The following is a 25,024-nucleotide window of genomic DNA, read 5'->3' as shown; positions in this document are numbered from 1 at the left end:
GTGGCAGAGCCGAGCGCGGCTCATAAGAGACCACACCTGCAAAGGAGAAAAGCAGATGGCAAAGCGCAGCAAAGCGTACGAGGCAGCTGTAGCAAAGATCGATGCGGAGAAGCTTTACGCACCCGCAGAGGCTATTGCAGTTGCAAAGGAAATCGCAGCAGAGAAGCCCCACTCAACCGTTGAGGTTGCACTGCGTCTGGGCGTTGACCCCCGCAAGGCAGACCAGATGGTCCGCGGCACCGTAAACCTGCCCAACGGCACCGGTAAGACCGCTCGCGTGGTTGTTCTGGCTGAAGGCGAGAAGGCTGCAGAAGCTGAAGCAGCTGGCGCAGACTACGTTGGTTCAGACGACCTGATCGCAAAGATTGCTGGCGGCTGGGTTGACTTCGACGCAGCGGTTGCTACCCCCAACCTCATGGGCAAGGTAGGCCGCCTGGGTAAGGTACTTGGTCCCCGTAACCTCATGCCTAACCCCAAGACCGGCACCGTGACCATGGACGTCACCAAGGCTGTTAACGACATCAAGGGCGGCAAGATCGACTTCCGCGTTGACCGTAACTCCAACCTGCACTTCATCATCGGTAAGGCTTCCTTCACCGAGCAGCAGCTGACCGAGAACTTCGAAGCAGCTCTTGAAGAGATCAACCGCCTCAAGCCTTCATCGGCTAAGGGCCGCTACATCTCGAAGGTTACCGTTGCAACCACCTTCGGCCCCGGCGTCCCCGTTGACCCCGCGACCGTAGCTGCATAAGTCTAGTTTTCTAGTCTTAGTCTTTGAGGCAGGCTCCCCGCTCAGGCGGGGAGCCTGCCTTTTTGTTCAGGGGCGAACGTGTACCTTATCGCCGAGCGTGGGTCTTAAAGCTGCACGGTCGTCACTAAAGTGCACACTCACTGGGATAATGGAGACCATGAATCAACCAGCACTGCACCTTGCCGGTATCAGCAAGAACTATGATGGCAGCACCGTTCTAGACGGTCTTGACCTGACTTTGTCTACTGGTCAGTTGCTGGCCCTCCTGGGAGCCTCTGGTGCCGGTAAATCTACACTGTTGCGTCTTATTGCTGGACTGGAAGAACCTAACGCGGGCACCATCAGCTTCGGCGGGCAGACTCTGGTGCCAGGGCAAACTGCTCTGGTCTTCCAGAAACCTGTGCTCTACCCCCACCTGAGTATCGAAGAGAATATCCTTTTTGCCTTCCGCCTCAAAAAGTCTGCACCTCTGGACCGGGAGCATTACACCTCTCTGGTGCAAACCCTGGGGTTGGGAGACCACCTAAAGAAGAAACCCGCTCAGCTATCGGGCGGGCAGGCGCAGCGGGCAGGTATTGCCCGCGCTCTGGTGCGACGCACGCCGGTGGTCCTCTTTGATGAGCCGCTTTCAAGCGTTGATGAAGCGAGCAGTGCCGGTATTCGCACTGATGTGCAGCTCTTACATACGCAACTTGGTTTTACCGGCATTTATGTCACCCACGACCAAAACGAAGCCCTACAGATGGGCCAACAGGTAGCCGTTCTATCGGGCAGACGTCTAGCCCAGGTGGGGACCCCAGAGCAGATACTGACTTCTCCTGTCTCCGCGGAGGTCGCTCAGCTGGTTTTCCCTCTCTACAATTCGTTTGATGCGCAGTTAGCTGGGCAGAACGTCCGTGCGGGGCTGACTGCCTTTGCCTTTGTACGTGCTGGACGGCGCGGGAGCCTTACTGCCGAAGTTCGCAGCAGCTGGCAGCATACTGCCGGTCTAAGGGTAGACATAGAGACTTCTTATGAGGCTCGGGTAGCCACCGAGGGCGGGGAGCTTACCATCCCCCAGGGTACTGTGCTGACTGCTCTGCTACCCTCAACACGGTATGTGGAGCCGGGGCGTAGCCTTAATGTGGATATAGACCCCGCTGCTCTCCATATCTTCTCGGCATAGACATAAAGAACGTGATTAAGCCCGCTTAAGGGCGCAAACAGCTTGCCTCTCTACGGGAATCCGTGGTTAGATGGAATAACCAAAGACCGCCGGTCTGTGCCTTCTTCACGGAAGAACACGATAAGGGCTCACAAGGAGCCACCTGCGTAGGTGCCGATAAAACAATACTCACCAGAAATTTTCTGGGGTGTATTATGCCTCGATGCCTGCGCGTCGGGGCATTTTTTGTTAGCCCGGCGGGATAAGAACTGGAAGGAACACCATGGCAACACAGGAAAAGATTGCTGCTGTTTCCGAGATCAAGGAACTCCTTGAATCCTCAAACGGCGTAATTCTCACCGAGTACCGTGGTCTCACCGTTGCACAGATGAAGGATCTTCGTCGCGCACTGGGTGCTGAGACCGAGTACGCCGTGGTAAAGAACACTCTGACCGCTATCGCGGCTAAGGAAGTTGGCATCGACGCATTCGATGGTCAGCTCCACGGCCCTAGCGCAATCGCATTCATCAAGGGAGACTTCATTGATGCTGCGAAGGGTCTGCGTGACTTTGCCAAGGCTAACCCCCAGCTGATCGTTAAGAGCGGTTACTTCGAGGGTGAATCCCTCGACGAAGCTGGTATCAACAAGTTTGCAAGCCTCGAATCACGCGAGGTACTTCTTGCAAAGGTCGCAGGCGGCGCGAAGGGTGCAATCGCTAAGGTTGCTCGCACCGTTGACGCTCTGCGTATCAAGCTCGAAGAGCAGGAAGGTGCTTCACCCGAGGCTGAGTAATCACCCGGTTGTTTGTCACTTTTTATAGACTTTTGGCCCCATATGGGTCAGCATAATTTTCAAGCTCGCAGGCTGAAAAATTTAGGCTTGCAACTGAATTAAAAGAAGGAGCCAATCTCATGGCTAAGCTTTCAATCGAAGAACTCATTGAAGCATTCAAAGAACTGTCACTCGTTGAGGTTTCAGAATTCGTCAAGGCATTTGAAGAAGAATTCGATGTAACCGCTGCAGCTCCCGTTGCTGTTGCTGGTGCCGCTGGCGGCGAAGCTGCTGCTGCTGAAGAGCAGAGCGAATTCGACGTTATTCTCGAATCAGCTGGCGACAAGAAGATCGGCGTTATCAAGGAAGTTCGTGCACTGACTTCACTCGGCCTGAAGGAAGCTAAGGACCTCGTTGACTCAGCTCCCAAGGCTGTCCTCGAAGGCGCTTCCAAGGAAGACGCTGAGAAGGCTAAGGAAGCTCTCGAGGGCGCAGGCGCAACCGTCACCCTCAAGTAAAGTTTCTAACTTTTCTTATCTTTGGCGCAGGGGCGGCACCCGTTATGGGTTGCCGCCCTTGCGGCTTTTAAGAAATACCGCCTTGCACCTAATGTGGCGGCCAGCCTTGCCGGGGGCATAAAGGACGGACGCCGCTACCCGTTTCTTCCCCTGCCTGCTGGTTTTAGCTAGGCTGGGGTCATGGGTAAGACTCTGATTCGTGTGCTCTGGTGCCTGCTGTTGGCAGGTTTTCTGACCTGGCTAGCTATCCTTCTATGGGCGGGTCACCCGGCCACAGCCTGGCTGACCACCCGCCTGGTCATAGCTCAGGCCGTTGCCTTCCCCGCCCTGCTTGCAGTAGCCGGGGCGGGCGTCCTGATAACGGCCCTGCTGGTCGCCCTGCGCTCTAGAACCAGCACAATCACCCGCTGCCTCGCCGGGCTGACGGCACTAGCCTGTGCCGCTTCTACCCTGCTGGCGGTGATTGACCCCTACGGAGCTGTGCGATATCGGGCAGGCGGGGTGCCTGCCATCGGCTGCGTCAATATGCAGATCTACCGGGTCACCACCTATAACGCCCTCGACACCCTCACCGACCAGAGCCTGGCCCGGCTACTGGCCGATCAACCGGATTTTCTGGTGCTCCCCGAAGTCTCACCCGACACGCCCGCTCTAGCCGGTGGGGTACCGGGCTACCAGGTGTTCGCATCCACCAGTGAGAAGATCCACATTGCTCCCACCCTGACCCTGGTCAGCGACAGGCTGGGTACCTACACCGCTCAGGAGATGCCCATGACCTTCGGAGCCCTGATGCTGGCTCCCGAAAACGAAGATACCGGCCACCCCTCACTGCTGGCGGTGCACACCGCCCCGCCCGTCCCTGCCTACATGCAGCAGTGGCGTGAAGATCTCGCTACGATTGACCGGCTGGCCCGCGAAGAAGCGAGCCTCGACCTGATAGCCGGCGACTTCAACGCCACCCTGTTGCACGGCAGCTTGGCCAGCTACTCGGGAGCACACTCACTGCTGGGGGTGGACGCCGCCTTGGCCACTGACCAGGTAGAGGGCACCTGGCCGGTGGGCGGGGTACTGGGAATGAGAGCCCCTATTGATCACGTCATGGTGATGCAGGGAGCACCTGCAGGCGGGAAAGAAATCACCTACCAGCAGGTGGGTGAATCTGACCACCTGGCAGTGAGCGCCCTCGTGGACCTTTGTAGGTAGGGGCGTGGGCTAGCACATAACATAATCTGGGATATTTGCCGGTCTGCACTGCAAGCCGCTACCCCGGACCTAGAAGGAGGGCAGGAGGTAAGCTGGGTATGACAAACGATTGACAGAGCCCGCCACCGCACCCCACCCAAGGAGCCCCGCGTGACTAAACCCGGACGTCCGGACGCCGCCGAACTACTCGCCGCTGCCGAGCAAGCCTATGCCACCTACCATGAGCAGGTCCGCACCGACCCCGACTACCCGGCCCTGCACCTGGCACCCCCCGTTGGCCGCCTTAACGACCCCAACGGGCTGATTTATAAAGACGGGCTCTACCACGCCTTCTACCAGTACTCACCGGTACACCCCACCCGCGCCGTCTTCTGGCGCTACGCCACCAGCGACGACCTGACCCACTGGCAGGACCGCGGCACCGCCATCGCCCCCACCGACTGGTTCGACAAGAACGGTTGCTACTCCGGTTCAGGCTTCGTGGGTGAGGACGGCACCTTCGAGTTCTTCTACACCGGCAACGTCAAGGACGAAGCGGGCAACCGCGAAGCCTACCAGGTACTCTTTACCTCCCCTGACCAGGGCAAGACCTTCACCAAGCAAGAGGTCTTTATCAACGGCCCTGAAGAGGGCTACACCGCCCACTACCGCGACCCCCACGTAGTGGAGCGCGACGGCACCTTCTACGCCGTCATCGGCGCCCAGCGCGAGGACGAAACCGGAGCCGTGGTGATCTACCGTTCCACTGACCGCCGCAACTGGGACTTCGCCGGAGAAATTATTTTTACAGACCCTGCTTTGGCGGATTTGGGCTACATGTACGAATGCCCCGGCCTGATTCAGCTGCGCGATGAAGAAAGCGGCGAGCTCAAGGACGTGCTGATTTTCAGCCCCCAGGGTATGGAAGCGGACGGGGAGAAGTACAACAATATCTTCCAGACCGGCTACGTGGTCGGCACCCTCACCGGTACCCATTTTGAGGTCACCACCCCCTTCACCGAACTGGACGCCGGCACCGAGTTCTACGCCCCCCAGTGCTTCCACGGGGTGGGAGCAGATGGTTCCCAGGCGATTTTGCAGGGCTGGCTGGGCAACGCTGACCAAGATGATCAGCCTTCCTGGGAAAACCACTGGGTGCACATGCAAACCTACCCGCGCACGCTAACTCTGCGGGGTGGTCAGTTGCTGCAAAACCCCGTGCCCCAACTTGACCGCGTACTGGCTCCAGTGCCGGTAAACCCGGCATCCGGCGGGGAAATTATTGAAGCTAAGGACGCTCGTGTCTTTAGGTTGCGGGGCACCGTGAAGGTTGCAGGGACCCCTGCCCATATTACGGTGGAGGACGCCACCGGGCAGGCTCTTGATATCACCCTCGATGCAACCGGTGCCGCCCTGTCCCGGGCTGGCTCCCGATACACGGTTGGTGGCACCGACCGCCGCCGTACCCTGGGGAAAGCCGCAGAACGTACCTTCGATTTACTCATTGACGCTTCAGCTACTGAGCTCTTTGTTGATGGGGGAGCCGCTGCCTTTGCATCCCGGGTTTACTTCACCGGTACCAAGCGAACCGTCCGGGTGCAGGGGCCGGTGCTCTCGCTGGAATTTGCTCGACGCGCAGATTAGGCTCTTCGCGGGTGCTCGGCGAAACTTTTGTCACTTTATGGAAAGTGCTGCCGGGTAAAAAACTGCAATCCTTTTATTAGTAGTGATAGTGTGACAGAAGAAACCGTAAAGACGGTCACTACCCCAACCACAGACGATGAGGTGCACCATGGCAGGCTTTTTCAAAAAAATCTTTGGCGGTAACGAGCAGGCAGAGCCTGCCCCCGCGCTACCGGCTGAAACCCCTGCGGTGCAGACCGCTGCTGCTAGTGATCTCAGTGCTCCCTTGGGCGGCACCGTGGTAGAACTGTCGGGCGTATCTGACCAGATGTTTGCTTCCGGTGCCCTGGGCCCCGGTGCAGCCATCGAACCGGTCAGCGGCACCGTAGTAGCCCCTGCTGATGGCACTGTAACGGTTGCTTTCCCCACCGGCCACGCATTTGGTATTCGTACCACTGATGGCCTGGAAATCCTGATTCACGTAGGCTTTGACACCGTTGAACTCGACGGCAAGTTCTTCAACGCTAAGGCCGAAAAGGGCGCTGAAGTCAAGCGCGGAGACGTGTTGGTGGAGTTTGACCTAGAAGAGGTCAAGGCTGCGGGATACCCCGTTACCACCCCGCTGGTTATTACCAATGCTAAGACCGCCACCTCATCGGTGCAGGCGCTCAACGTGGGTAGCCAGGTCGCCGCAGGCGATGCCTTCCTTGCCGTAGAGCGCCAGGGCTAAAGCCCCGCCGTAGAGGTCTTCAAACTTTAAGAGAAGCGCCGTTTCTCCTGTATAAAATCAGAGGGAAACGGCGCTTTGCTGTTCTCTGCGCGTCACAACGCTAGCACGGTCAATCTGTGGATAATTAGAAATATTCACAGGATTTCGTGCACCTTTAGAACCAGAGGAAAGAACCAAGGAACCATGGCAGAAGAAAACAGCTACCGCTTCACCGTCCGTCAGGCAACCGAGGCTGACTGGCCCGGCGTCATTGACGCTCTCACTAACGCTTTTGAGCATGACCCGGTGATGAACAATGTCATGGGAGGTGACGGCAAACGCCAGAAGGTGCGGGATCTCTTCGACTTCCAGATCCGTCACACCTACGGACCTAAGGGCACCATCGATGTGGCAGTGACCGAGGAGGGTAAGGTCTTAGGCACAGCTCTCTGGCTCTCCCCGGAGGGGCAAAAGGGCGGCTTGGTCGACGAAATCAGGTCACTGCCCGAATACGCAAAGATTCTAGGGCCGGGCCTACTGCGAGCCGCTATCGTCGATCTGAAACTCCTGGCCGCACGGCCCAAGTTCCCTCACTGGCTCCTCTATACCATCGGTGTGCATGAGGACGCTCGTGGGCACTCTATCGGTTCTCACTTGCTCGATTTCCGCCGCTCCCAGCTGGGTGAGTTACCTGCCTACCTAGAAGCGTCCACCTATCGCAGCGCCAAGCTGTACGCCAAGCACGGTTTTGTGGAGCTCTTCCGCTTCAAGAGTGGTAAACCGGTCTTGGGGATGCTGCACCCTGCACCGGTCACCCAGGTCTCCAAAAATAACCCTGCAGGACGCTAGAAAGCTGGTCTAAGAAGTATGGGCGGGCTGCTGTGTGCGCAGGGTACTACCCTCGTATACGCTGACCGGTAGAACGTCAGCCCCGTCCAGCTCGGCCCCCTGCCCTGCAATAGCGTGGAGTAGGCGCGCAACTGCCCGCTGGGCAATCTCATCGATAGGTTGTACCACGGTGGCTAGGTGGGGGAGCATAGCGCGGGTAGAAGAAGCCCCATCGAAACCTATTACCTGCAGGTCCGTGGGAACTTCTAGGCTCAGCTTCTGGGCACAGCTGAGTACCATTGCCGCGTACATATCGTTAGACGCAAAGACCGCATCGAGGGTGGGGTGTTGGTCGAGATAGCTGGCAATCAGCTCCATTTTTTGGGCATGCGGAGTATCAAAACCCAGTTCGAGGGTACGGTCTGTGATGCCGTGCTTGACCAAGGCATCACGGTAGCCTCGCAGTCGCAGGTTACCCTCAGACGCAGTTGAAGTGATGTTTACTGGCTCTTTCGCACCGCGTTCTAGCAGTAGTGAAGTGGCCCGGTAGCCGCCGTCGTAGTTATCGCAGCGTACGTTAGGCGCCTTGCCCGTTTCAGCGCGATCGATGGTAACCAAAGGAGCGCCCATGAGCGGGAACTGGGCCACAAACTGTGAATGAGCACCGGTGATGACGCCGTCCACCTGGTTGGCTAGCAACATGTCAAGGTAGCGCTGTTCAGCTTCTGGCCGGTCCCCACTGTTGCAGAGGATGGTTTTGTAGCCGGCATCCGCGAGGTGGGACTCAATCCGGTAGGCCATTTCACCGTAGAAGGGGTGGGCCACGGAAGGGAAAATCAGACCGATGAGCTGGCTCTTGCGGCCTTGCAAAGAACGGGCGATGGCGTTGGGCCGGTACCCCAGGGTTTTCATTGCTTCGAAGACCTTGGAACGGGTTTTTTCTGAAAGGTAGCCGCGGTTATTGAGTACACGGGACACCGTGGTGGGCGAGACCCCCGCAAGTGCAGCAACATCACTGAGTTTGGGCTGAGACATGTGTCCCTTGGCTGATCGATAAAAAATGTACTTCTTCAGTATAGGGGCGTCTCTAGAGCGTCCGTCGGTATGGCACCGTCATCTGCTTAGGCAGGTAGTTCCAAAAATTGGCAGTTTTTTTCTGCCCCTGCGCCTTCAGGGGGTACCAGCGCCAGCGCATCAGCTGAAGCGAAGCCGGTCAGCATGTGGGAGCGGGTTTTGTCTCGCGGGGTGAGACGGATGCCCCCCGGCGTTGCCTCTACGGTCACGGGTATCAGACGCAAATCTTTTTTGCTGTAACCGGGAACCGCAGCGGTGAGGGTTCCGGTGGGCAACTGCGGTAGTGGTTGCCCAAAGATACCGGCAAGAACGGCGGGCAGGTAAGAGTAAAGGGCGACGTGAGCTGCCAGGGGGTTACCGGGCAAGCCTAACACCAGGCGTCCGTCCGGCAGGAGAGCAGCGAGCGCCGGGTGGCCGGGGCGGATCGCTACTGACTCGAAGATGTAGGTAGCACCCAGTTCTGCTAGGGTGCGGCGCACCCAGTCTACGTCTGAGGTGCTGGAGCCGCCGGTGAGCATGAGGATATCGGCGGCTGTGTGGCCCAGCCAGTGGTGGAAGTCTGGGGCGCTGTCCTGCAGGCGGACTGCAGAGGTCACTGTGGCCCCGAAAGATTCAATGATGAAAGGGAACTGGGGCGAGAAGGCGTCGCGTACTTCGCCCGGGCCGGGCAGACCATCGGTGATGATTTCATTGCCGGTGTAAGCCAGAGCCACGGTGGGCTGGGTGTAGACCGGCAGAATATCGAAACCCAGGGTTGCCAGGGACCCGATATGGCGGGCACCCAGGCGGACACCTGCTGCGAGTAACGTGGTTCCGGCTGCTAGTTCTTCACCGGCGCGGCGGATATCGGCGCCAATCGCTGGCTGCTGGTGAGGGGAGCTTTCAAAAAACTGGGGGAGGGCTTCAACTATAGCCAGGTTGCCATCATCGATTAGCCGGGCGTGTTCCAGTCGCAGCACAGCGTCCGCACCGGGTGGCAGGAGCCCACCGGTCAGAATCGGGGTGGCCTGCCCTGCCTCAAGCGGTACGGTTTTACGGTGTACGTTCTCGCCGGGCTGGGATTCTTGGGGCGTGAGCAACCGCCAGGGGCCGCGGCCGGCCAGGGCATAACCATCCATAGCGGAAGAATCGTAGTGGGGCACCGGCAGCGGGCTGTTCAGCGGCTCCGCTAGAACCCTGCCGATGGCTGAAGACAGCTCTACCTGCTCTGTGGAGGCTATACGCTGGCTGCCCTCAGCGTGCAAAAGGGTGCGGGCATCGAACCAGGAGACGTGCTGCATGGGGTTCCTTGACAGTGGGAGAACTTAGGCGGACGGCGCGGTGGACGTATCGCGGGTGTAGCCGCTAGCCTGGGCCTGCTGCCAGGTGTCCACATCGGCAGTTAGCTCTGAGGCGAGCTGCACCGGCTGGGGAGATAGCGGTGCTAGAAAGCGGCGCACTGATGCGTTGGCGGTATCACCGGCGAAAACCTGTGCCAGCTGGTCGGTGCGGTAAATACCCAGCAGGGGCTGGAAGGTGCCATCGGCAACCCCCCAGAACCCCATGGTTTCTGGTGCAGCTGAGACTGCCGCGTTGGTGAGTCGTTCAACAGCACCTGCGACTTGGGGGACATCCACCGATAGTAGGAGCGTCCAGGGTGCGGGGTGCTGTGCCAGGGCGTCTAAACCCGCGCTAATAGCGGCCGCGGGGCCAGAGAAGGCCGGCTCTTCGCGGGTCAGCAACACACCTGATGGCAGGGGTAAGTCTGAAGGGCCAACAACCACACGGGCAGCAGCTGCACCGGCGGCATCTAAGGTGGAGGCGAGCAGGGTCTGCTGCCCGTTGGATAACAGGGCTTTGGGCACACCGCCCAAGCGGGAGGAGCGTCCACCTGCAACAATCAGAGCATTAAAAACGAGCACGTTTACCCGCCGGCAAAGGGAGGCAGAACATCAAGGCGCTGGACGCCCTCAAGCGATGCATCCGCTGGGGAAGCCTGCCCATCGAGCAGATAAGAGCACTGGGGCAGAATATCTGCCAGCCTCTGCCCTGAGGGGGTGGTGCCGGTCAGCGTTTGCCCCAGGTAATCGAGCAGGGCTGCCAGCGTGGGTTCAGGTAACTGAGAAATCTGGCACTGGGTTTCTGCTACTCCTGCAGCAGCGCGCGCTGCTGCAAAGAAATGAATCTGCATTCTAGCCTCCAATAGCGCTCATGCTGCGAGCGGGTTGCTGAAAATCTGCTGCCTCAAAACCGGCTGAATCCTTGCCGTGAGCCTTGGGCTTGCCCCACATGGCACCCCGCCAGAGCTGTGCAAACTCCTCATCAGTGATGCCGGCTCTGAGCGCCCCCAGAAAATCGGTCTCCGTGAGCGAGAAAAGGCAGGATCGAATCTTACCGTCTGCAGTAATGCGGGTGCGGGTACAGGCGGAGCAGAAAGGTTCGGTCACAGAGGCGATAATCCCCACCTGGCCCATGGCCGGTGCATCTGTAGTCTCGATGCCTTCAAGCGCGGCCTGGGCATCGGTAAAGGTGCCCTTGGGGTAGACATTCCACAACTGGGCCGGTGACGAACCCCGCGGCTTCTCAAAGGGCGCCAAATCAACGTCAGCCAGCAATTTCTCGCGAATCTCACCGGCAGTGATCGTGCCCTCACGGGTCCACTTGTGTTCAGCGTCCAGAGGCATCTGCTCAATAAAGCGTAGCTGGTAGTCACCAGCAAGTGCCCACGCTAGGAGCTCCCCACCCTGGGTGTCATTGATACCCGGCATAAGCACAGCGTTAATTTTGATGGGGTGCAAGCCCGCTGCCGTAGCGGCGTCCACACCGGTTAGTACGTCCGCCAGCTTGTCCCTGCGGGTCAGCTCAGCAAAAGTCTGGGGGCAAATGGTATCAAGGGAAACGTTAATACGGGACAGGCCGGCCTCTTTAAGGGCACCTACCTTCTTTTCCAACCCAATGCCGTTGGTCGTCATAGAAATCGGCACAGTAGGGTGGGCACGGTGAATCCGGGAAATAATATCAACCAAATCTGCACGTACCAACGGCTCACCACCGGTAAAACGTACCTCTTCAACACCGAGTAGCCGAACGCCAACATCAGCAATACGGAAGATTTCATCGGCGCTCATGAGGCTGGCACGCGGCAACCAGTCCAGTCCCTCAGCCGGCATGCAGTACTGACAGCGCAGATTGCACTTATCCACCAGTGAGATACGTAGGTCAGTGGCAACCCTACCCCAGCGATCGACCAACCCACCACTAGTGGGCGCACCCGGAGTCGAGGCTTCGCGCCTAACGACCGGGATGCTGGTGCCAAGGGGAACAGACCCGGCGGAAGCATCGGATAAGTGTGCCATACCTGCGCTTTCATAAATCTGGTATTGCGAATGTAAAATAAAGCCTAGCTAAACTAGCGCCGCAACACCACTTCATACCACCCTACCGCGGATGCCCAGTGCCGGCGCAAGATAACCGTTCAAGGAAAGAATGATGGAAACCTCCCCCCTGCTCAAAAATTCGCGTCTGCTCGCCGGGGCTGCTGCCGTCACCGTGCTGGGGGTCTCGGCCTGCGGAGGCCCAGCGGGGCATGAAAATCAGCCGGACGCCGGCATCCATCAGGCTACGACGGTGGAGGTCTTCGCTGCCGCCTCTCTCAACAACGCTGGCGCGGAACTTGAAGCTACCCACGAGAAGGCTAACCCAGGGGTTGACATCAGTTTTAATTTCGCCGGTTCCTCCAAACTAGTACAGCAAATTCAAGAGGGCGCCACCCCAGATATGCTCATTACCGCCGATGCCGCCACCATGAACGGCGCACTCGAGAATGCCGAGGAGCTGAAGGGGGCTAGCATCGAGGTTATTGCCACCAATGCCCTGGTTCTTGCCACGGCAAACGGTAATCCCGCAGACATCAGCACTCTGGATGACCTCACCCGGCAGGGAGTTATTACAGCCCTCTGCGCTGCCGAAGTTCCCTGTGGCAAGCTGGCACATCAAGAACTGGAGAGCAAAAATATCGAGCCCGCCACCATGACCGAAGAAGCAAACGTGACCGATGTTTCTACCAAGGTCGCCACCGGTGAGGCAGATGCAGGCTTCATCTACACCACCGACGCTGCCTCCATCAAGAAGCAGGACCAGGACATCACCGTTATCGAGCTGCCCGGCCTGGAACGCAACGCCTACCCCCTTGCCGTGACCAAGAGCGGTTCTGGCAACGATGCCGCCAAGAGCTTTGCTGACTGGCTGGCAAACTCTGACGAGGCATCTGCAATCCTGACCGACTACGGATTCACCACCGCCTAAACTAGAAACGTGAGCAAAACTAGCGCCTTTAGATCCGTACCAGGATTCTTGCTAGCCCCATCACTCCTTGCCTTTCTGGTAGTGCTGGGGCCAATGCTGGGTCTGTTCACCCGTATGCCCTGGGCGGACGTCCCGGCTCTATTCGCTGAGCCGGCCATGCTGCAGGCAGCCCGGTTATCAATCGTGACTGCCACCGTGTCGACCCTTATCTGCGGTCTGCTGGGAGCACCCACAGCCCTGATGTTGACCAAAGTACTAGCGCGCAGCCGCTTCGCCTCCCTCACCTTCCCCCTCTATTGCCTGATTTATGCACCGGTGATTTTCTCCCCGGTGGTGTCCGGTCTGGCGCTGATCTTCTTCTGGGGCCGGCGCGGGGTCCTGGGGTCCTGGCTGACTGACATGGGAATCTCGGTGGCCTTCAGCCCCCTTGCGGTTATTCTTGCCCAGGTTTTTGTTGCCCTACCTTTCTTCGTCGCAACCGCCGTCACCACCCTGCGCGCCCTGCCGGTCAGCTATGAGGAAATAGCCCTGGTGGAGGGCGCCAGCCCCGCTGAGGTGACTCGCAAGGTTCTGCTACCGCTGGCCGCTCCCGGTTTGCTTACGGCTTTTTTGCTCTCCTTCGCCAGGGCGCTGGGGGAGTACGGTGCCACCGTCACCTTTGCCGGCAATGTTGCCGGTGCTACCCGCACCATCCCGCTCAATATTGAGCTGGCACTCAGCTCTAACCACATGGACGCCGCGCTTGGCTCCGCTCTGATGCTGATTAGTCTCTACATCCTTATTCTTGGCACCCTGGCGCTTGCCACCTGGCTTCGCCGTCTGAAAGGAGCTAGCCTGTGAACTCCCTACCAACCTTCCCCGATCAGGGCACGGTGAGCCCTGCTGATTACCGCCACCTGGTTGAAGCAACCCTAGCTGCCACCGTGCAGTGCAGTAGCGAAAAGCTCCCCCTGGTTGAGACTGCCGGTAGGGTGCTGGCTCAAGACCTGCGTGCCCCGCGCTCGGTGCCGCACTTCGCTAACTCCCAAATGGACGGTTATGCCGTCACCGCCCTGGGCGCTGCCAGAGATGACCGCACCTTCATGGTGGGCGCAGACGTACCCGCAGGGTCTGACGCCCAAGACCTGCCCATCAGGGACGATGTCGCCTACCCGATTATGACCGGTGCACCCCTACCTGCCGGTTATGACGCTGTGGTTCCGGTGGAACGCTCCCGGGTATTGACGGGGGAGCAGGACGCCGCGGGCTTTGCCCAGCGGGGCGGCCAGATTGAACTGCCGCGGGCAGCCTTTGGGGACTTCGTGCGCGGGGTAGGCGAGGACATCGAAGCCGGCGAGCTACTGGCAGCAGCCGGCACCCCGATCACCCCGGCCCTGATCGGCGCACTTGCCTCCCAAGGAATCGGTGCTCTCAGGGTGCGCAGCAGCCCCAGAGTGGTGCTGATTACCGGTGGAGATGAAATCACTCTGGATACTGAAGCCGCCCCCGAAACCGGCAAAATACTGGACGCCAACGGGCCCATGCTCTGCGCGCTCGCCGGAGCAGACGGCGCTGAAACTCAGCGGGTTGCTATTGGAGACTCCGTCGAGCAGCTGGTAGGGGTTCTCACCCGGCTAGTGCTCACCTGGCGCCCTGACTTTATTATTACTAGCGGCGGTATCAGCCACGGCAAATACGAGGTAGTGCGACTAGCTCTCACCGCCATGATAGAAACTCAGGACGCGCTGGTACAGGCAGAGCGTACCTGGTTTGGGCATGTTGCCCAGCAGCCCGGCGGACCCCAGGGGCTCTCCCTGCTGCGGGCCACTTCCCAGGAGCAGGACGGCGCCGCCCACCTGGTGCCGGTGATTTCGTTGCCGGGCAACCCGGTCAGCACCCTTGTCTCCTACGTAGAGCTGGTGCGCCCAGCTCTAGCCCAGCTCACTGGCAGGGTAGCGCCCCAGCCCCGCCACGGCGTCCTGGTACTGGCAGAAGGGGAGGCGCTGCAGGCCCCGGAAGGTAAAACCCAGTATCGGCGAGCGCGTCTGGAGCGGGTCTTTGAGAGCGACGGAACGGTGCGCACTTTGTTGACCCCTGACCCATTGACCGGTTCCCACCTGTTGCACCGGGCAGCCATCGCCCAGGTGCTGGTACAGCTAGACCCGGGGGTCTCCTACCGCAGTGGGGACGTTGCCCTCTACCTACCGCTTTGACCCGGGAACGCCCCTGCCCTAATGAAGTATCATGGATACTAAATTTCACCGCCTGACCACTTCAATTTGCCCAAAGGACTCCATGACTACCCCAGAACCTCAGGCACACCTCACCCACGTCCGCGCTGACGGTAGCGCCCACATGGTAGATGTCACCGATAAGGCGATTACCACCCGCACCGCTATTGCTGAAGGCTACGTCCTTACCCGCCCCGACGTTATTGAACAAATTTTTGACGCTGCACTGCCTAAGGGGGACGCCCTGCCCGTAGCACGCGTTGCCGGCATCATGGGGGCTAAAAAAACCCCCGAGATTATCCCCCTCTGCCACCCCCTGCCCCTGGGCAAAATTACGGTGGACTTCGAGCGGATGGAGGACCGGGTGCGTATTGAAGCGCTGGTTAAGACCACCGGGGTCACCGGTGTAGAGATGGAAGCCCTCACCGCAGTATCCAGCGCCGCTCTCACCGTCTTTGACATGATCAAGGCGGTCGATAAGCAGGCCACCATCACCGACATTCGAGTGCTAGAAAAAAGCGGCGGAAAATCGGGCGATTGGTCAGTGGAGCGCTAATCATGGGTAAAAATTACACTCTGCCCGAGGGGCTAACCGGCCTAGTCATCGTTGCCTCAACCCGAGCTGCCCGCGGAATCTACCGCGATGAATCCGGTCCTTTGGCGGTCGAGTGGTTGCGGTCCCAAGGCTTTGAGACCCCAGAAGCGGTCGTGGTGGCTGACGCTGATTTCGGCCCCTACTTTGATGATTTGGTTGCATTAGGAAACCTGCCCACCTTCATCCTGACGAGCGGTGGGACCGGGCTGAACACCGATGATATGACCGTAGAGGCCGTGCGTGCCCACCTGGATAAAGAAGTGCCGGGCATTATGCACGCCTTCTGGGCGCAGGGGCTGACCAATACTCCCGCCGCCGTGCTCTCGCGTGGCGTCGCCGGTGTGATTGGGCGCAGCTTCATCATGACCCTACCCGGCTCTAAGGGTGGGGTGAAGGATGGCTGCACCGTGCTAGATCCCCTAGTCACCCATATTTGCCGCCAGATGGAGGACTACCATGACCACTAAAGACACCAACCCCTACGCTGACAGCCCGCTTGAACCTCAGGGTTCAACCGTAGTGCACACCGCTATCACCGAAGAACCCCTTGAGCCCCTGCTCGCTGAAGCCAAGCGTCAGACTATGACCCAGCAGATGGGTGCCCTGGTGATCTTTGACGGCATTGTGCGCAACCACGACCACGGGCAAGCGGTCGCTGCCCTCAGCTACTCTTCCCACCCGCAAGCCCAAGACTTTATGGAGCGCACCGTGAAGGGCGTCGCCGATCAGCTGGCAGGTGTGCGGCTCTGGGCTGTGCACCGCGTTGGTTCCATTGCTATCGGCGAATCAGCCCTCACCGTTTTGGCGACTGCAGCCCACCGCGGGCTGGCCTTCACTGCCTGTGAGATGGTCGCTGACCGCATCAAGGCAGAGGTGCCCATCTGGAAAGAACAGGAACTGACCGACGGCGCCGTGGAATGGGTGGGTATCGACACCCCACCGGCCACCCGCTAACCACCACGGAGATAAGACACCATGACCGCACCCGCTGACTTCAGCCCCCTGGAATACAAGCTCTACGGGCGGCAAATGATTCTGCCCGAGCTCGGCCAGGCTGGGCAGCAGAAACTTAAGGACGCCAGGGTGGCGGTCATCGGGGCAGGGGGTCTGGGTGCCCCCGCTCTGCTCTACCTGGCAGGTGCCGGAGTAGGCACCGTGGTGCTGATCGACGATGACGAAGTAGAGATTTCCAATCTGCACCGGCAGGTGATTCACTCCTTTGCCCGGGTGGGAACTCCCAAGGCAGACTCGGCTGCTCAAACCATGCGCGAACTTAACCCCACCATGACGGTGCAGGTCATCAAAGAACGCCTTACCGACGCTAACGCAGATAGTCTTCTGCAGGCAGCAACCGTGCTGGTGGACGGTAGCGATAACTTTGCTACCCGCTACACCGCCTCCCGAGCTGCTGCCCGCGCCGGCATTCCCCACGTTTGGGGCGCGATTTTAGGGTTTGACGCCCAGATGAGCGTTTTTTGGCACGGTCAAGCACCTGTCTATGAAGACCTCTACCCGGTAGAACCGGCCCCCGGCTCGGTACCCAACTGTGCCACTGCCGGCGTCATCGGGGCGCTCGCCGGGGTGGTGGGTACGTCCATGGCGATGGAAACCATCAAGATCATCACGGGCGTCGGCCAGCCACTCACCGGGCAGGTTGGCTACTACACCGGGTTGACCGGCAGATGGGAATATATCCCTCTGGTTGCTTCACCCCGAAGCCGCGAAAAGACCACACAGGCACGCGCAAAGGCATTCGAATCAAAGCTGGATGAGAAACGTGTAGTCGGTGAGCCCCAGAGCCTTACCGCAAACTCGTCCCATGGAATATTCTCTGCAACCGCTCAGGACCCCAAAAACCCTAGTGACATGCCCAACATTTTTAGGGTGGTTGAGTCTAGCCCCTACGGTCTAGATATTACGTTTGATGACTATTTCGATAGTGGCGACTTTGCCGGCGTTCCCCTCATTGACGTGCGTGAGCCGCATGAGTTTGAAGCGCTTTCTATACCCGGAGCCTTAAACCTGCCCCTGTCTGTCATCGAGTCGGCCGGCGAAAACCGCAGCTTCGGCAAAGAAATAGAGCGGGTTTTGCCTGAAAAACAGGCCGCTTACGCCCTCTACTGTGCTGCCGGGGTTCGCTCGCGCACCGCTGCGCAAAAACTTCTAGACCAGGGGTACGGCAACCTCTACAGCCTCGAAGGGGGAATTTCTGCCTGGCTGGCCCGCTAAGAAAAGCCACACTAAAGGTTGAAGCGTAAAATATTCGCATCGTTTTCACCGAATTAGGTAAGGTTTTTATTCGGTATTTTCTGTGCAAATATTTCGGTAGAGTGGTGTTCATGACTCAGCAGGCATCACACACCGCGGGCCCAGACGGGCCTCTCACCGACAAACTGATTAAATTCGGTAAGTTCTTCACCAAGTGGGACGAAACCGACGATGGCCGTGCAGCCTTCTTGCAGGGCGGTCGCCAGGGCGATATCTTCTATCGCAACCGCTGGAGCTACGACAAAATAGTCCGCTCCACCCACGGCGTGAACTGTACCGGCTCCTGCTCCTGGCAGGTCTTCGTCAAGGACGGCGTCATCACCTGGGAAGCCCAGGCAACTGACTACCCGACCGTTGGCCCTGACCGACCCGAGTACGAGCCCCGCGGCTGCCCCCGTGGCGCAGCTTTCTCCTGGTACACCTACTCACCGACCCGCGTGAAGTACCCCTACATCCGCGGCGTCCTGCTCGAAATGTACCGCGAAGCCCGCGCCCGCCTGAACGACCCCGTGGACGCCTGGCACTCCATCGTTTCTGACCCTGAAAAGCGCCGCCGCTACACCTCAGCTCGCGGTAAGGGTGGCCTGGTGCGCGGCACCTGGGCAGAAGCCCTTGAAATGGTAGTTGCAGCTCAGATCCACACTATTAAGAACTACGGGCCTGACCGCAACATCGGCTTCTCGCCCATCCCCGCTAAGTCCATGGTCTCCCACGCCTCCGGCGCTCGTTACATCGAGCTCATGGGCGGCGTTATGACCTCCTTCTACGACTGGTATGCCGACCTCCCCGTCGCCTCACCTCAGGTCTTCGGTGACCAGACCGACGTGCGCGAATCAGGTGACTGGTGGGATGCCACCTACCTCATGATGTGGGGCTCCAACATCCCCGTCACCCGTACCCCTGACGCCCACTGGATGGCAGAGGTACGCTACCGCGGCACCAAGGTTGTCTCGGTTTCCCCCGACTATGCTGATAACACCAAGTTTACCGACGAGTGGCTGCCCGCCCAGCCCGGTACCGACGCCGCTCTGGCGATGGCCATGGGCCACGTCATCCTCAAGGAAAACTTTGTGGACCGCCGCGTGGAGTTCTTCGAGGACTACACCAGCACCTACACCGACTTCCCCTTCCTGGTGACCCTGGAAACCCGCGAAGACGGCACCAAGGTGCCCTCCAAGTTCCTGACTGCAGCTAACCTGGCAGAGCACAAAGAGGTTGCTGACGCTGCCTTCAAGACTGCCCTGCTCAACCGCGAAACTGGCGAGGTCGTTGTACCCAACGGTTCAATGGGCTACCGCTACAACAAGGAAGACGAAGGCAAGTGGAACCTGGATCTGCAGGGTGTCAAGCCTGCCCTGTCCATCCTTGATCTGCCCAGCGGTAGCGAAAAAAACGTTGAGATTCTGCTCCCCGCCTTCGACGAGCCTTCGGGTCGCGGCAAGGTAGTGACCCGTGGCGTCCCCACCATCACCGTTGAAGGCTTTGAAGTCACCACTGTCTTTGACCTCATGCTCGCCCAGTACGGGGTAGGCCGCGACGGTATTCCCGGCCAGTTTGCTACCGGCTTTGACGATGCCAGAGTGCAGTACACCCCAGCTTGGCAGTCAGAAATCACCTCGGTTCCCGCCGAAGCTGTGATCCGCACCGCCCGGGAATTCGCTCAGAACTCCATTGACTCTAAGGGCCGCACCATGATCATCATGGGTGCCGGTATCTGTCAGTGGTACCACGGCGATGCCACCTACCGCTCCATTCTCGCTCTGCTTATTATGTGCGGTGCTGAGGGTCGTAACGGCGGCGGCTGGGCTCACTACGTGGGCCAGGAAAAGGCTCGCCCCATCACCGGCTGGGCTCACATGGCTAACGCCCTGGATTGGTACCGCCCGCCCCGTACCCAGGCTGGCACCAGCTTCTGGTATATGCACACCGATCAGTTCCGTCAGGACGGCTACTCATCCGAGGCCATGCAGTCCCCGCTGGCTAAGGGCGAACTCAAGGGTGTTCACACCGCTGATCTGTTGGCCCGCGCTGTGCGCATGGGTTGGACTCCCTTCTACCCCCAGTTCCCCGAGAACTCTTTGGAGCTGGCAGAAAAGGGCGCCGCTGCCGCAGCAGCTGGCACCGCCGAATCACCGGCTGACTACGTTGCTCAGCGCCTGAACTCAGGCGACCTGGAATTCTCGGTAGAGCACCCCGATGCGCCGGCCAACTGGCCCCGCACCCTCATGCTCTGGCGTAACAACCTGCTGGGTTCATCAGCTAAGGGTGAGCAGTACTTCCTGCGCCACCTGCTCGGCAACGAGAACTCCAATATCAGCGAGGACGCTGAAACCCGCCCCTCAGAGGTGCGCTGGGAAGAGGACGCCCCGGTCGGCAAGCTGGACCTGCTGGTCACCACCGACTTCCGTATGACCTCATCCACCCTGTCGTCCGACATCGTTTTCCCCGCTGCCACCTGGTACGAGAAGTACGATATTTCCTCAACCGACATGCACCCCTACATCCACGCCTTCTCACCGGCCATCAACCCGCCCTGGGAAACTAAGACTGACCACCAGGTCTTCAAGGAACTGGCCTACGTCTTCTCGAAGGTTGCTAAGAAGCACCTGGGCGTGCGCAAGGACCTGGTCTCAGTGCCCCTGCAGCACGACACACCCGGCCAGATTGCTCAGCCCGGTGGACATGCCCCCGACTGGAAGAACAAGGGGATCAAGGGTATTCCCGGTAAGAACATGCCGGTCTTTGCCGTGGTTGAGCGCGACTACGGTGCTCTCTACGACATGTACACCTCGGTAGGGCCCCTGCTCTCAAAGCTGGGCACCACCACCAAGGCTGTCACCGTGGACGTCAACGACGAGCTAGCAGCCCTGGCTGAAGAGCACGGCGTGATGGGCACCGGTAAGGGCGCAGGTCTTCCTGCCCTGGATACCGACGTCAAACTGGCAGATACCATCCTGGCTCTCTCCGGTACCTCCAACGGCCCCGTGGCCCTCAAGGGCTTCAAGGCTTTGGAGAAGCGCGTGGGCAAGAAGATGCACCACCTGGCAGAGGGTAACGAAGAGAAGCGCATCCGCTTCCGCGATACCCAGGACCGCCCCGTCCCCGTCTTCACCTCACCCGAGTGGTCCGGTAGCGAAACCGGCGGACGCCGCTACGCCCCCTTCACCCTCAACATTGAGCAGCTCAAGCCCTTCCACACCCTCACCGGTCGTATGCACTTCTTCTTGGATCACGACTGGATGAGCGAGATGGGCGAGCAGATGCCGCTCTACCGCCCGCCGCTGGATATGCACAACCTCTTCGGTGAGCCCGAACTGGGTGAAACCGGTGACCTGTCAGTGGCTGTTCGTTACGTGACGGTTCACAACAAGTGGGCTATCCACTCCTCCTACCACGACAACCTCTACATGCAGACCCTTTCACGCGGTGGCACCCACGCCTGGATGAGCCCGCAGGATGCAGAGAAGATTGGCGTCAAGGACCACGACTGGATCGAGTGCGAGAACAACAACGGTGTCTTCGTTGGCCGCGCTGTTGTCTCCCACCGCATGCCCGAAGGTGTTGTCTACGTGCACCACGCCCAGGAACGCCTGGTCAACGTGCCCAAGGCAGAACGCACCGGGCGCCGCGGCGGTATTCACAACTCCGTTACCCGCATCCTGGTCAAGCCCACCCACATCATCGGTGGTTACGCCCATCTTGCCTACGCCTTCAACTACCTGGGCCCCACCGGCAACCAGCGTGATATTGTTTCCCGAATTCGCCGCCGCAAGCAGGAGGTAACCTACTAATGCGCGTCATGGCACAAGTTTCTATGATCATGGCACTCGACAAGTGCCTGGGCTGTCACACCTGTTCTGTGACCTGTAAGCAGGCATGGACCAACCGTGCTGGCACCGAATACGTCTGGTTCAACAATGTTGAAACCCGCCCGGGCCAGGGCTACCCTCGCCGTTACGAGGACCAGGAGAAGTGGAAGGGCGGCTGGACGCTGAACAAGCGCGGACGCCTGGAGCTCAAGAGCGGTAACCGCTTCAAGAAGCTCTTCACCCTCTTCGCCTCACCGGTTCAGCCCGAGCTCTCGGACTACTACGAGCCCTGGACCTATGACTACGAGAACCTGACCAGTGCACCTCTGGGGGACGATTTCCCCACCGCTAGACCTAAGTCACTGATTACCGGTGAGGACACCTCGATTGAGTGGGGCCCCAACTGGGACGATAACCTGGGTGGCTCCAGCGAAAACGGTCACCTTGACCCGCTGGTTGAGAAGGTGCGTCAGCAGTCAGAAGAGAAGATTAAGTTCGAATTCGAACGCACCTTCATGTTCTACCTGCCCCGTATCTGCGAGCACTGCCTCAACCCCTCGTGCATGGCGTCCTGCCCTTCAGGTGCTATTTACAAGCGCGAAGAGGACGGCATCGTTCTGGTTGACCAGAACCAGTGCCGTGGCTGGCGTCAGTGCATCACCGGCTGCCCCTACAAGAAGATTTACTTCAACCACAAGAGCGGCAAGGCAGAGAAATGTACTTTCTGCTACCCCCGTATCGAGCACGGTATTCCCACCGTCTGTGCTGAGACCTGTGTTGGCCGTATGCGCTACATCGGTATCTTCCTCTACGACGCCGACCGTATCACCGAGGCAGCTTCAGTACCCGATGAAAAGCAGCTCTACCAGGCCCAGCTAGACATCATGCTGGATCCTTTTGACCCCGAGGTCATTCGTGCGGCCAAGAAGCAGGACATCCCTGATTCCTGGATTCAGGCAGCTCAGAAGTCACCGGTCTACAAGCTGGCTAAAGAATGGAAGATTGCCCTTCCTCTGCACCCCGAATACCGCACCATGCCCATGGTCTGGTACGTTCCTCCGCTCTCACCCATCATCGATCTGCTCAAGGAGCAGGGCCACGATGCTGAGAGCCAGACCAACCTCTTTGGTGCCATCGACTCCCTGCGTATTCCCGTGGAATACCTGGCAGAGCTCTTCACCGCTGGCGACACCACCATCATTACCGATGTGCTCAAGAAGCTGGCTGCCATGCGTGCCTACATGCGTGACATCACCCTCGGCGGCACCGGCAACGAAGAGATTGCTGCTCAGGTAGGTATGACCGGCGCTGAAATGTACGAGATGTACCGCCTCATGGCGATCTCCAAGTACGAAGAGCGCTACGTCATCCCCCCTGCGCACATGGAAGATGCCCACAATCTCGAAGAGATCGGCTGCTCGCTCGATACTGACGGCGGCCCCGGCATGCTCTACGATAGCGCCTTCAACGATCCCGGTGACCGCCCCGTCCCCGTCTCGGCAGGTAGCTACGCTAACCAGGCACGCCAGGATGGCAAGGTCGATATCTTCATGTGGGATGGTAAGACACGCCCTGAGGGCATGTTCCCCGATACCAGCGGTAGCAAGAGGGTCTAGTTCTTCATGGCTGGATTTTTCTCTCAACTCCTGAAGCGGAATGCAGCTGAGGCCGCCCCTCAGCTGCCCGCCTCGGGCGACCCCTTTGACATGGACTGGGGGAGCGGGCAAGAGCTGGACGCAGTGACCTACCAGGTCACCTCCGTTCTGCTACGCTACCCCAGCGAAGAAACCCGGGCGCTGCTACCAGAACTCCTAGAACTGGCAGCAGAAACCGGCAACGAGCAGTTGTTGACCGGCGTCCACGCTGTACAAGAGTGGTACGCTACCTCGTCGCTAGAAGAGATGCAGGCGCACTACGTGCAGGAGTATGACCTCTCCCGCCGCCATTCTTTCCACCTGTCCTACTGGACCGAGGGCGATACCCGCCGCCGCGGTGAAGCCCTGACCCGTTTCAAGCAGATGTACCGTGACTCAGGTATGGTCACTAACCTGCAGGGGGAGCTGCCCGACTACCTGCCCATGGTGCTGGAATTTACCGCACTGGTGGACGCCCGCGCTGGACGAGCAGCCCTGCAAGCCTACCGCCCATCCCTTGAGCTACTGCGTCTGGCGCTGCGCGATGATCAGCTGCCCTACTATGGGCTGGTTGAGGCCGTATGCCAGAGCTTGCCCGGGGTTTCACCCGAAACCCAGGCTGAGGTTCAAAAGATGGTCAACGTTGGACCTCCCAAAGAGGACGTCGGTCTAGCTCAGCTTCCTGCCAGCGACCCGCGCCTCTTACCCCTTCTTCTGCCGCATGAGCAGAGACCCGGTGCCCGGGTGGGCGCCGATAAAACAGCCCCCTTCGCCGCACAGCAATCACAGAACGGAGCCCACCAGTGAACGTAACACCCCTTGATTACTTCCTCTGGGGTATCTTCCCCTACATCACCCTGGCAATCGTCATTGGTGGCACCATCTGGCGCTACAAGACAGACCAGTTCGGTTGGACCACCCGTTCATCGCAGATGTACGAATCCAAGCTGCTGCGTATCGCCTCGCCCATGTTCCACTACGGCATCCTGGTCGTTCTGGTAGGGCACATCGTTGGTCTGGTAATCCCTAAGTCCTGGACCGATGCGGTGGGCATCTCCGAGCACTTCTACCACCTGAACGCCCTGTGGCTTGGCTCTATCGCAGCGGTAGCTACCCTCATTGGCCTCTTCGCCATGATTTACCGCCGCCGCACCTCAGCTACCGTTTTCCGGGCTACCACCTGGAACGATAAGCTGATGTACGTGGCACTGGCTAGCGCCATTGTGCTGGGTTCAGTAGCAACCCTCTTCAACGCTATGGAGATCGAGGGCGAGCATAACTACCGTGAGACCGTGTCGGTCTGGTTCCGTTCCATCTTCTACTTCAACCCCAACGTTGAGGCGATGGCTAACGCAACCACCTCCTTCCACATTCACGTGATTGTTGCCCTGCTGCTCTTCTGCCTCTGGCCCTTTACCCGCCTGGTGCATGCCTTCACAGCGCCGCTCCACTACATCTTCCGCCCCTACATCGTTTACCGTTCCCGCGGCAAGCGCAACCACCAGCGCGGCTGGTCACCGGTAGGCACCGCGGATTCGGTGAACAAAGACGCCAAGCGTGTTGAGCGTCAGCATCACCACTCCTAAAAAATTTCATACACACCATTTGTTCCTAAGGATCTAT

24 protein-coding genes are annotated in these 25,024 nt (G+C 59.2%); 19 read left to right on the top strand and 5 right to left on the bottom strand.

Translation table 11 applies throughout. The features are described 5' to 3' along the window. Positions 1–55 precede the first annotated feature (55 nt). The 8 genes from rplA to L6990_RS01510 all read left to right on the top strand — a co-directional run bounded on the left by rplA (position 56) and on the right by L6990_RS01510 (position 7,548). Complete coding sequence (rplA, locus tag L6990_RS01545) at positions 56–751, top strand: 50S ribosomal protein L1 (RefSeq protein ID WP_237202311.1); 696 nt, start codon at positions 56–58, stop codon at positions 749–751. A 148-nt stretch (positions 752–899) separates the two neighbouring features. Continuing rightward, positions 900–1,916 (top strand): ABC transporter ATP-binding protein, encoded by a 1,017-nt coding sequence (locus L6990_RS01540; RefSeq protein ID WP_440480468.1) that lies wholly within the window; start codon positions 900–902, stop codon positions 1,914–1,916. A gap of 262 nt (positions 1,917–2,178) precedes the next feature. Then, positions 2,179–2,688, top strand: a complete 510-nt coding sequence (gene rplJ, locus L6990_RS01535; RefSeq protein WP_237202309.1) for a 50S ribosomal protein L10 — start codon at positions 2,179–2,181, stop codon at positions 2,686–2,688. Between the two features lie 119 nt (positions 2,689–2,807). Further along, entirely contained in the window at positions 2,808–3,185 is a 378-nt protein-coding gene (gene rplL, locus L6990_RS01530; RefSeq protein ID WP_237202308.1) for a 50S ribosomal protein L7/L12, read from the top strand. Positions 3,186–3,365: 180 nt separating this feature from the next. Then, on the top strand, positions 3,366–4,388 hold the full coding sequence (locus L6990_RS01525; protein WP_237202307.1) for an endonuclease/exonuclease/phosphatase family protein: 1,023 nt from the start codon (positions 3,366–3,368) through the stop codon (positions 4,386–4,388). Positions 4,389–4,538: 150 nt separating this feature from the next. Next, a complete protein-coding gene (locus tag L6990_RS01520) occupies positions 4,539–6,011 on the top strand; it encodes a glycoside hydrolase family 32 protein (RefSeq protein ID WP_237202306.1) in 1,473 nt (490 codons plus the stop codon). A gap of 148 nt (positions 6,012–6,159) precedes the next feature. Next, on the top strand, positions 6,160–6,720 hold the full coding sequence (locus tag L6990_RS01515) for a PTS sugar transporter subunit IIA (protein ID WP_237202305.1): 561 nt from the start codon (positions 6,160–6,162) through the stop codon (positions 6,718–6,720). Between the two features lie 183 nt (positions 6,721–6,903). Further along, entirely contained in the window at positions 6,904–7,548 is a 645-nt protein-coding gene (locus L6990_RS01510) for a GNAT family N-acetyltransferase (protein WP_237202304.1), read from the top strand. A gap of 9 nt (positions 7,549–7,557) precedes the next feature. On the opposite strand, the gene L6990_RS01505 is transcribed toward L6990_RS01510, so the two are convergent. From L6990_RS01505 to moaA, 5 genes are all read right to left on the bottom strand, one after another. After that, positions 7,558–8,562 carry a LacI family DNA-binding transcriptional regulator gene (locus L6990_RS01505; RefSeq protein ID WP_237202303.1) on the bottom strand — a complete coding sequence of 335 codons (1,005 nt, stop codon included), beginning with the start codon at positions 8,560–8,562 and terminating at the stop codon, positions 7,558–7,560. Between the two features lie 86 nt (positions 8,563–8,648). Beyond that, complete coding sequence (locus L6990_RS01500; protein WP_237202302.1) at positions 8,649–9,881, bottom strand: molybdopterin molybdotransferase MoeA; 1,233 nt, start codon at positions 9,879–9,881, stop codon at positions 8,649–8,651. A gap of 24 nt (positions 9,882–9,905) precedes the next feature. Beyond that, a complete protein-coding gene (gene mobA, locus L6990_RS01495; protein WP_237202301.1) occupies positions 9,906–10,502 on the bottom strand; it encodes a molybdenum cofactor guanylyltransferase in 597 nt (198 codons plus the stop codon). A 2-nt stretch (positions 10,503–10,504) separates the two neighbouring features. Then, positions 10,505–10,771, bottom strand: a complete 267-nt coding sequence (locus tag L6990_RS01490; protein WP_237202300.1) for a MoaD/ThiS family protein — start codon at positions 10,769–10,771, stop codon at positions 10,505–10,507. A 1-nt stretch (position 10,772) separates the two neighbouring features. Then, positions 10,773–11,936, bottom strand: coding sequence for a GTP 3',8-cyclase MoaA (gene moaA, locus L6990_RS01485; protein ID WP_237202299.1), 1,164 nt, complete (start codon positions 11,934–11,936; stop codon positions 10,773–10,775). A gap of 130 nt (positions 11,937–12,066) precedes the next feature. Here moaA and modA point away from each other — a divergent pair, with 130 nt between their 5' ends. The 11 genes from modA (at position 12,067) to narI (ending at position 24,987) form a co-directional block, all read left to right on the top strand. Continuing rightward, positions 12,067–12,885, top strand: a complete 819-nt coding sequence (gene modA / locus L6990_RS01480) for a molybdate ABC transporter substrate-binding protein (RefSeq protein WP_237202298.1) — start codon at positions 12,067–12,069, stop codon at positions 12,883–12,885. Positions 12,886–12,894: 9 nt separating this feature from the next. Then, complete coding sequence (locus tag L6990_RS01475; RefSeq protein ID WP_237202297.1) at positions 12,895–13,725, top strand: ABC transporter permease; 831 nt, start codon at positions 12,895–12,897, stop codon at positions 13,723–13,725. Then, on the top strand, positions 13,722–15,077 hold the full coding sequence (locus L6990_RS01470; protein ID WP_237202296.1) for a molybdopterin molybdotransferase MoeA: 1,356 nt from the start codon (positions 13,722–13,724) through the stop codon (positions 15,075–15,077). The genes L6990_RS01475 and L6990_RS01470 overlap by 4 nt, the downstream gene beginning before the upstream one ends. A gap of 82 nt (positions 15,078–15,159) precedes the next feature. Then, on the top strand, positions 15,160–15,651 hold the full coding sequence (gene moaC, locus L6990_RS01465; protein ID WP_237202428.1) for a cyclic pyranopterin monophosphate synthase MoaC: 492 nt from the start codon (positions 15,160–15,162) through the stop codon (positions 15,649–15,651). After that, entirely contained in the window at positions 15,651–16,157 is a 507-nt protein-coding gene (locus tag L6990_RS01460) for a MogA/MoaB family molybdenum cofactor biosynthesis protein (protein ID WP_440480477.1), read from the top strand. Before moaC ends, L6990_RS01460 begins: the two co-directional genes overlap by 1 nt. Then, entirely contained in the window at positions 16,147–16,644 is a 498-nt protein-coding gene (locus L6990_RS01455; RefSeq protein WP_237202294.1) for a molybdenum cofactor biosynthesis protein MoaE, read from the top strand. Before L6990_RS01460 ends, L6990_RS01455 begins: the two co-directional genes overlap by 11 nt. Before the next feature lie 21 nt (positions 16,645–16,665). Then, on the top strand, positions 16,666–17,919 hold the full coding sequence (locus L6990_RS01450) for a ThiF family adenylyltransferase (RefSeq protein WP_237202293.1): 1,254 nt from the start codon (positions 16,666–16,668) through the stop codon (positions 17,917–17,919). A gap of 110 nt (positions 17,920–18,029) precedes the next feature. Continuing rightward, a complete protein-coding gene (locus L6990_RS01445; protein ID WP_237202292.1) occupies positions 18,030–21,749 on the top strand; it encodes a nitrate reductase subunit alpha in 3,720 nt (1,239 codons plus the stop codon). Further along, positions 21,749–23,383: a nitrate reductase subunit beta gene (gene narH, locus L6990_RS01440; protein WP_237202291.1), complete on the top strand. Its 1,635-nt coding sequence runs from the start codon at positions 21,749–21,751 to the stop codon at positions 23,381–23,383. The genes L6990_RS01445 and narH overlap by 1 nt, the downstream gene beginning before the upstream one ends. 6 nt (positions 23,384–23,389) lie before the next feature. Next, a complete protein-coding gene (gene narJ / locus L6990_RS01435) occupies positions 23,390–24,208 on the top strand; it encodes a nitrate reductase molybdenum cofactor assembly chaperone (protein WP_237202290.1) in 819 nt (272 codons plus the stop codon). Next, positions 24,205–24,987, top strand: coding sequence for a respiratory nitrate reductase subunit gamma (gene narI, locus L6990_RS01430; RefSeq protein ID WP_237202289.1), 783 nt, complete (start codon positions 24,205–24,207; stop codon positions 24,985–24,987). Before narJ ends, narI begins: the two co-directional genes overlap by 4 nt. Positions 24,988–25,024 lie beyond the last annotated feature (37 nt).

This window comes from Rothia endophytica, assembly GCF_928381505.1.
In the GTDB taxonomy this organism is placed as follows: Bacteria; Actinomycetota; Actinomycetes; order Actinomycetales; family Micrococcaceae; genus Rothia; species Rothia endophytica_A.
Note: the sequence above shows the minus strand (reverse complement) of the source record. Positions and strands in the feature narration are given on the sequence as shown.

Coding starts and splice junctions, on each gene's coding strand:
- rplA (WP_237202311.1), top strand. CDS start 56: ATGGCAAAGCGCAGCAAAGCGTACGAGGCAGCTGTAGCAAAGATCGAT.
- L6990_RS01540 (WP_440480468.1), top strand. CDS start 900: ATGGAGACCATGAATCAACCAGCACTGCACCTTGCCGGTATCAGCAAG.
- rplJ (WP_237202309.1), top strand. CDS start 2,179: ATGGCAACACAGGAAAAGATTGCTGCTGTTTCCGAGATCAAGGAACTC.
- rplL (WP_237202308.1), top strand. CDS start 2,808: ATGGCTAAGCTTTCAATCGAAGAACTCATTGAAGCATTCAAAGAACTG.
- L6990_RS01525 (WP_237202307.1), top strand. CDS start 3,366: ATGGGTAAGACTCTGATTCGTGTGCTCTGGTGCCTGCTGTTGGCAGGT.
- L6990_RS01515 (WP_237202305.1), top strand. CDS start 6,160: ATGGCAGGCTTTTTCAAAAAAATCTTTGGCGGTAACGAGCAGGCAGAG.
- L6990_RS01510 (WP_237202304.1), top strand. CDS start 6,904: ATGGCAGAAGAAAACAGCTACCGCTTCACCGTCCGTCAGGCAACCGAG.
- L6990_RS01505 (WP_237202303.1), bottom strand. CDS start 8,562: ATGTCTCAGCCCAAACTCAGTGATGTTGCTGCACTTGCGGGGGTCTCG.
- L6990_RS01500 (WP_237202302.1), bottom strand. CDS start 9,881: ATGCAGCACGTCTCCTGGTTCGATGCCCGCACCCTTTTGCACGCTGAG.
- L6990_RS01490 (WP_237202300.1), bottom strand. CDS start 10,771: ATGCAGATTCATTTCTTTGCAGCAGCGCGCGCTGCTGCAGGAGTAGCA.
- moaA (WP_237202299.1), bottom strand. CDS start 11,936: ATGGCACACTTATCCGATGCTTCCGCCGGGTCTGTTCCCCTTGGCACC.
- modA (WP_237202298.1), top strand. CDS start 12,067: ATGATGGAAACCTCCCCCCTGCTCAAAAATTCGCGTCTGCTCGCCGGG.
- moaC (WP_237202428.1), top strand. CDS start 15,160: ATGACTACCCCAGAACCTCAGGCACACCTCACCCACGTCCGCGCTGAC.
- L6990_RS01455 (WP_237202294.1), top strand. CDS start 16,147: ATGACCACTAAAGACACCAACCCCTACGCTGACAGCCCGCTTGAACCT.
- L6990_RS01450 (WP_237202293.1), top strand. CDS start 16,666: ATGACCGCACCCGCTGACTTCAGCCCCCTGGAATACAAGCTCTACGGG.
- L6990_RS01445 (WP_237202292.1), top strand. CDS start 18,030: ATGACTCAGCAGGCATCACACACCGCGGGCCCAGACGGGCCTCTCACC.
- narH (WP_237202291.1), top strand. CDS start 21,749: ATGCGCGTCATGGCACAAGTTTCTATGATCATGGCACTCGACAAGTGC.
- narJ (WP_237202290.1), top strand. CDS start 23,390: ATGGCTGGATTTTTCTCTCAACTCCTGAAGCGGAATGCAGCTGAGGCC.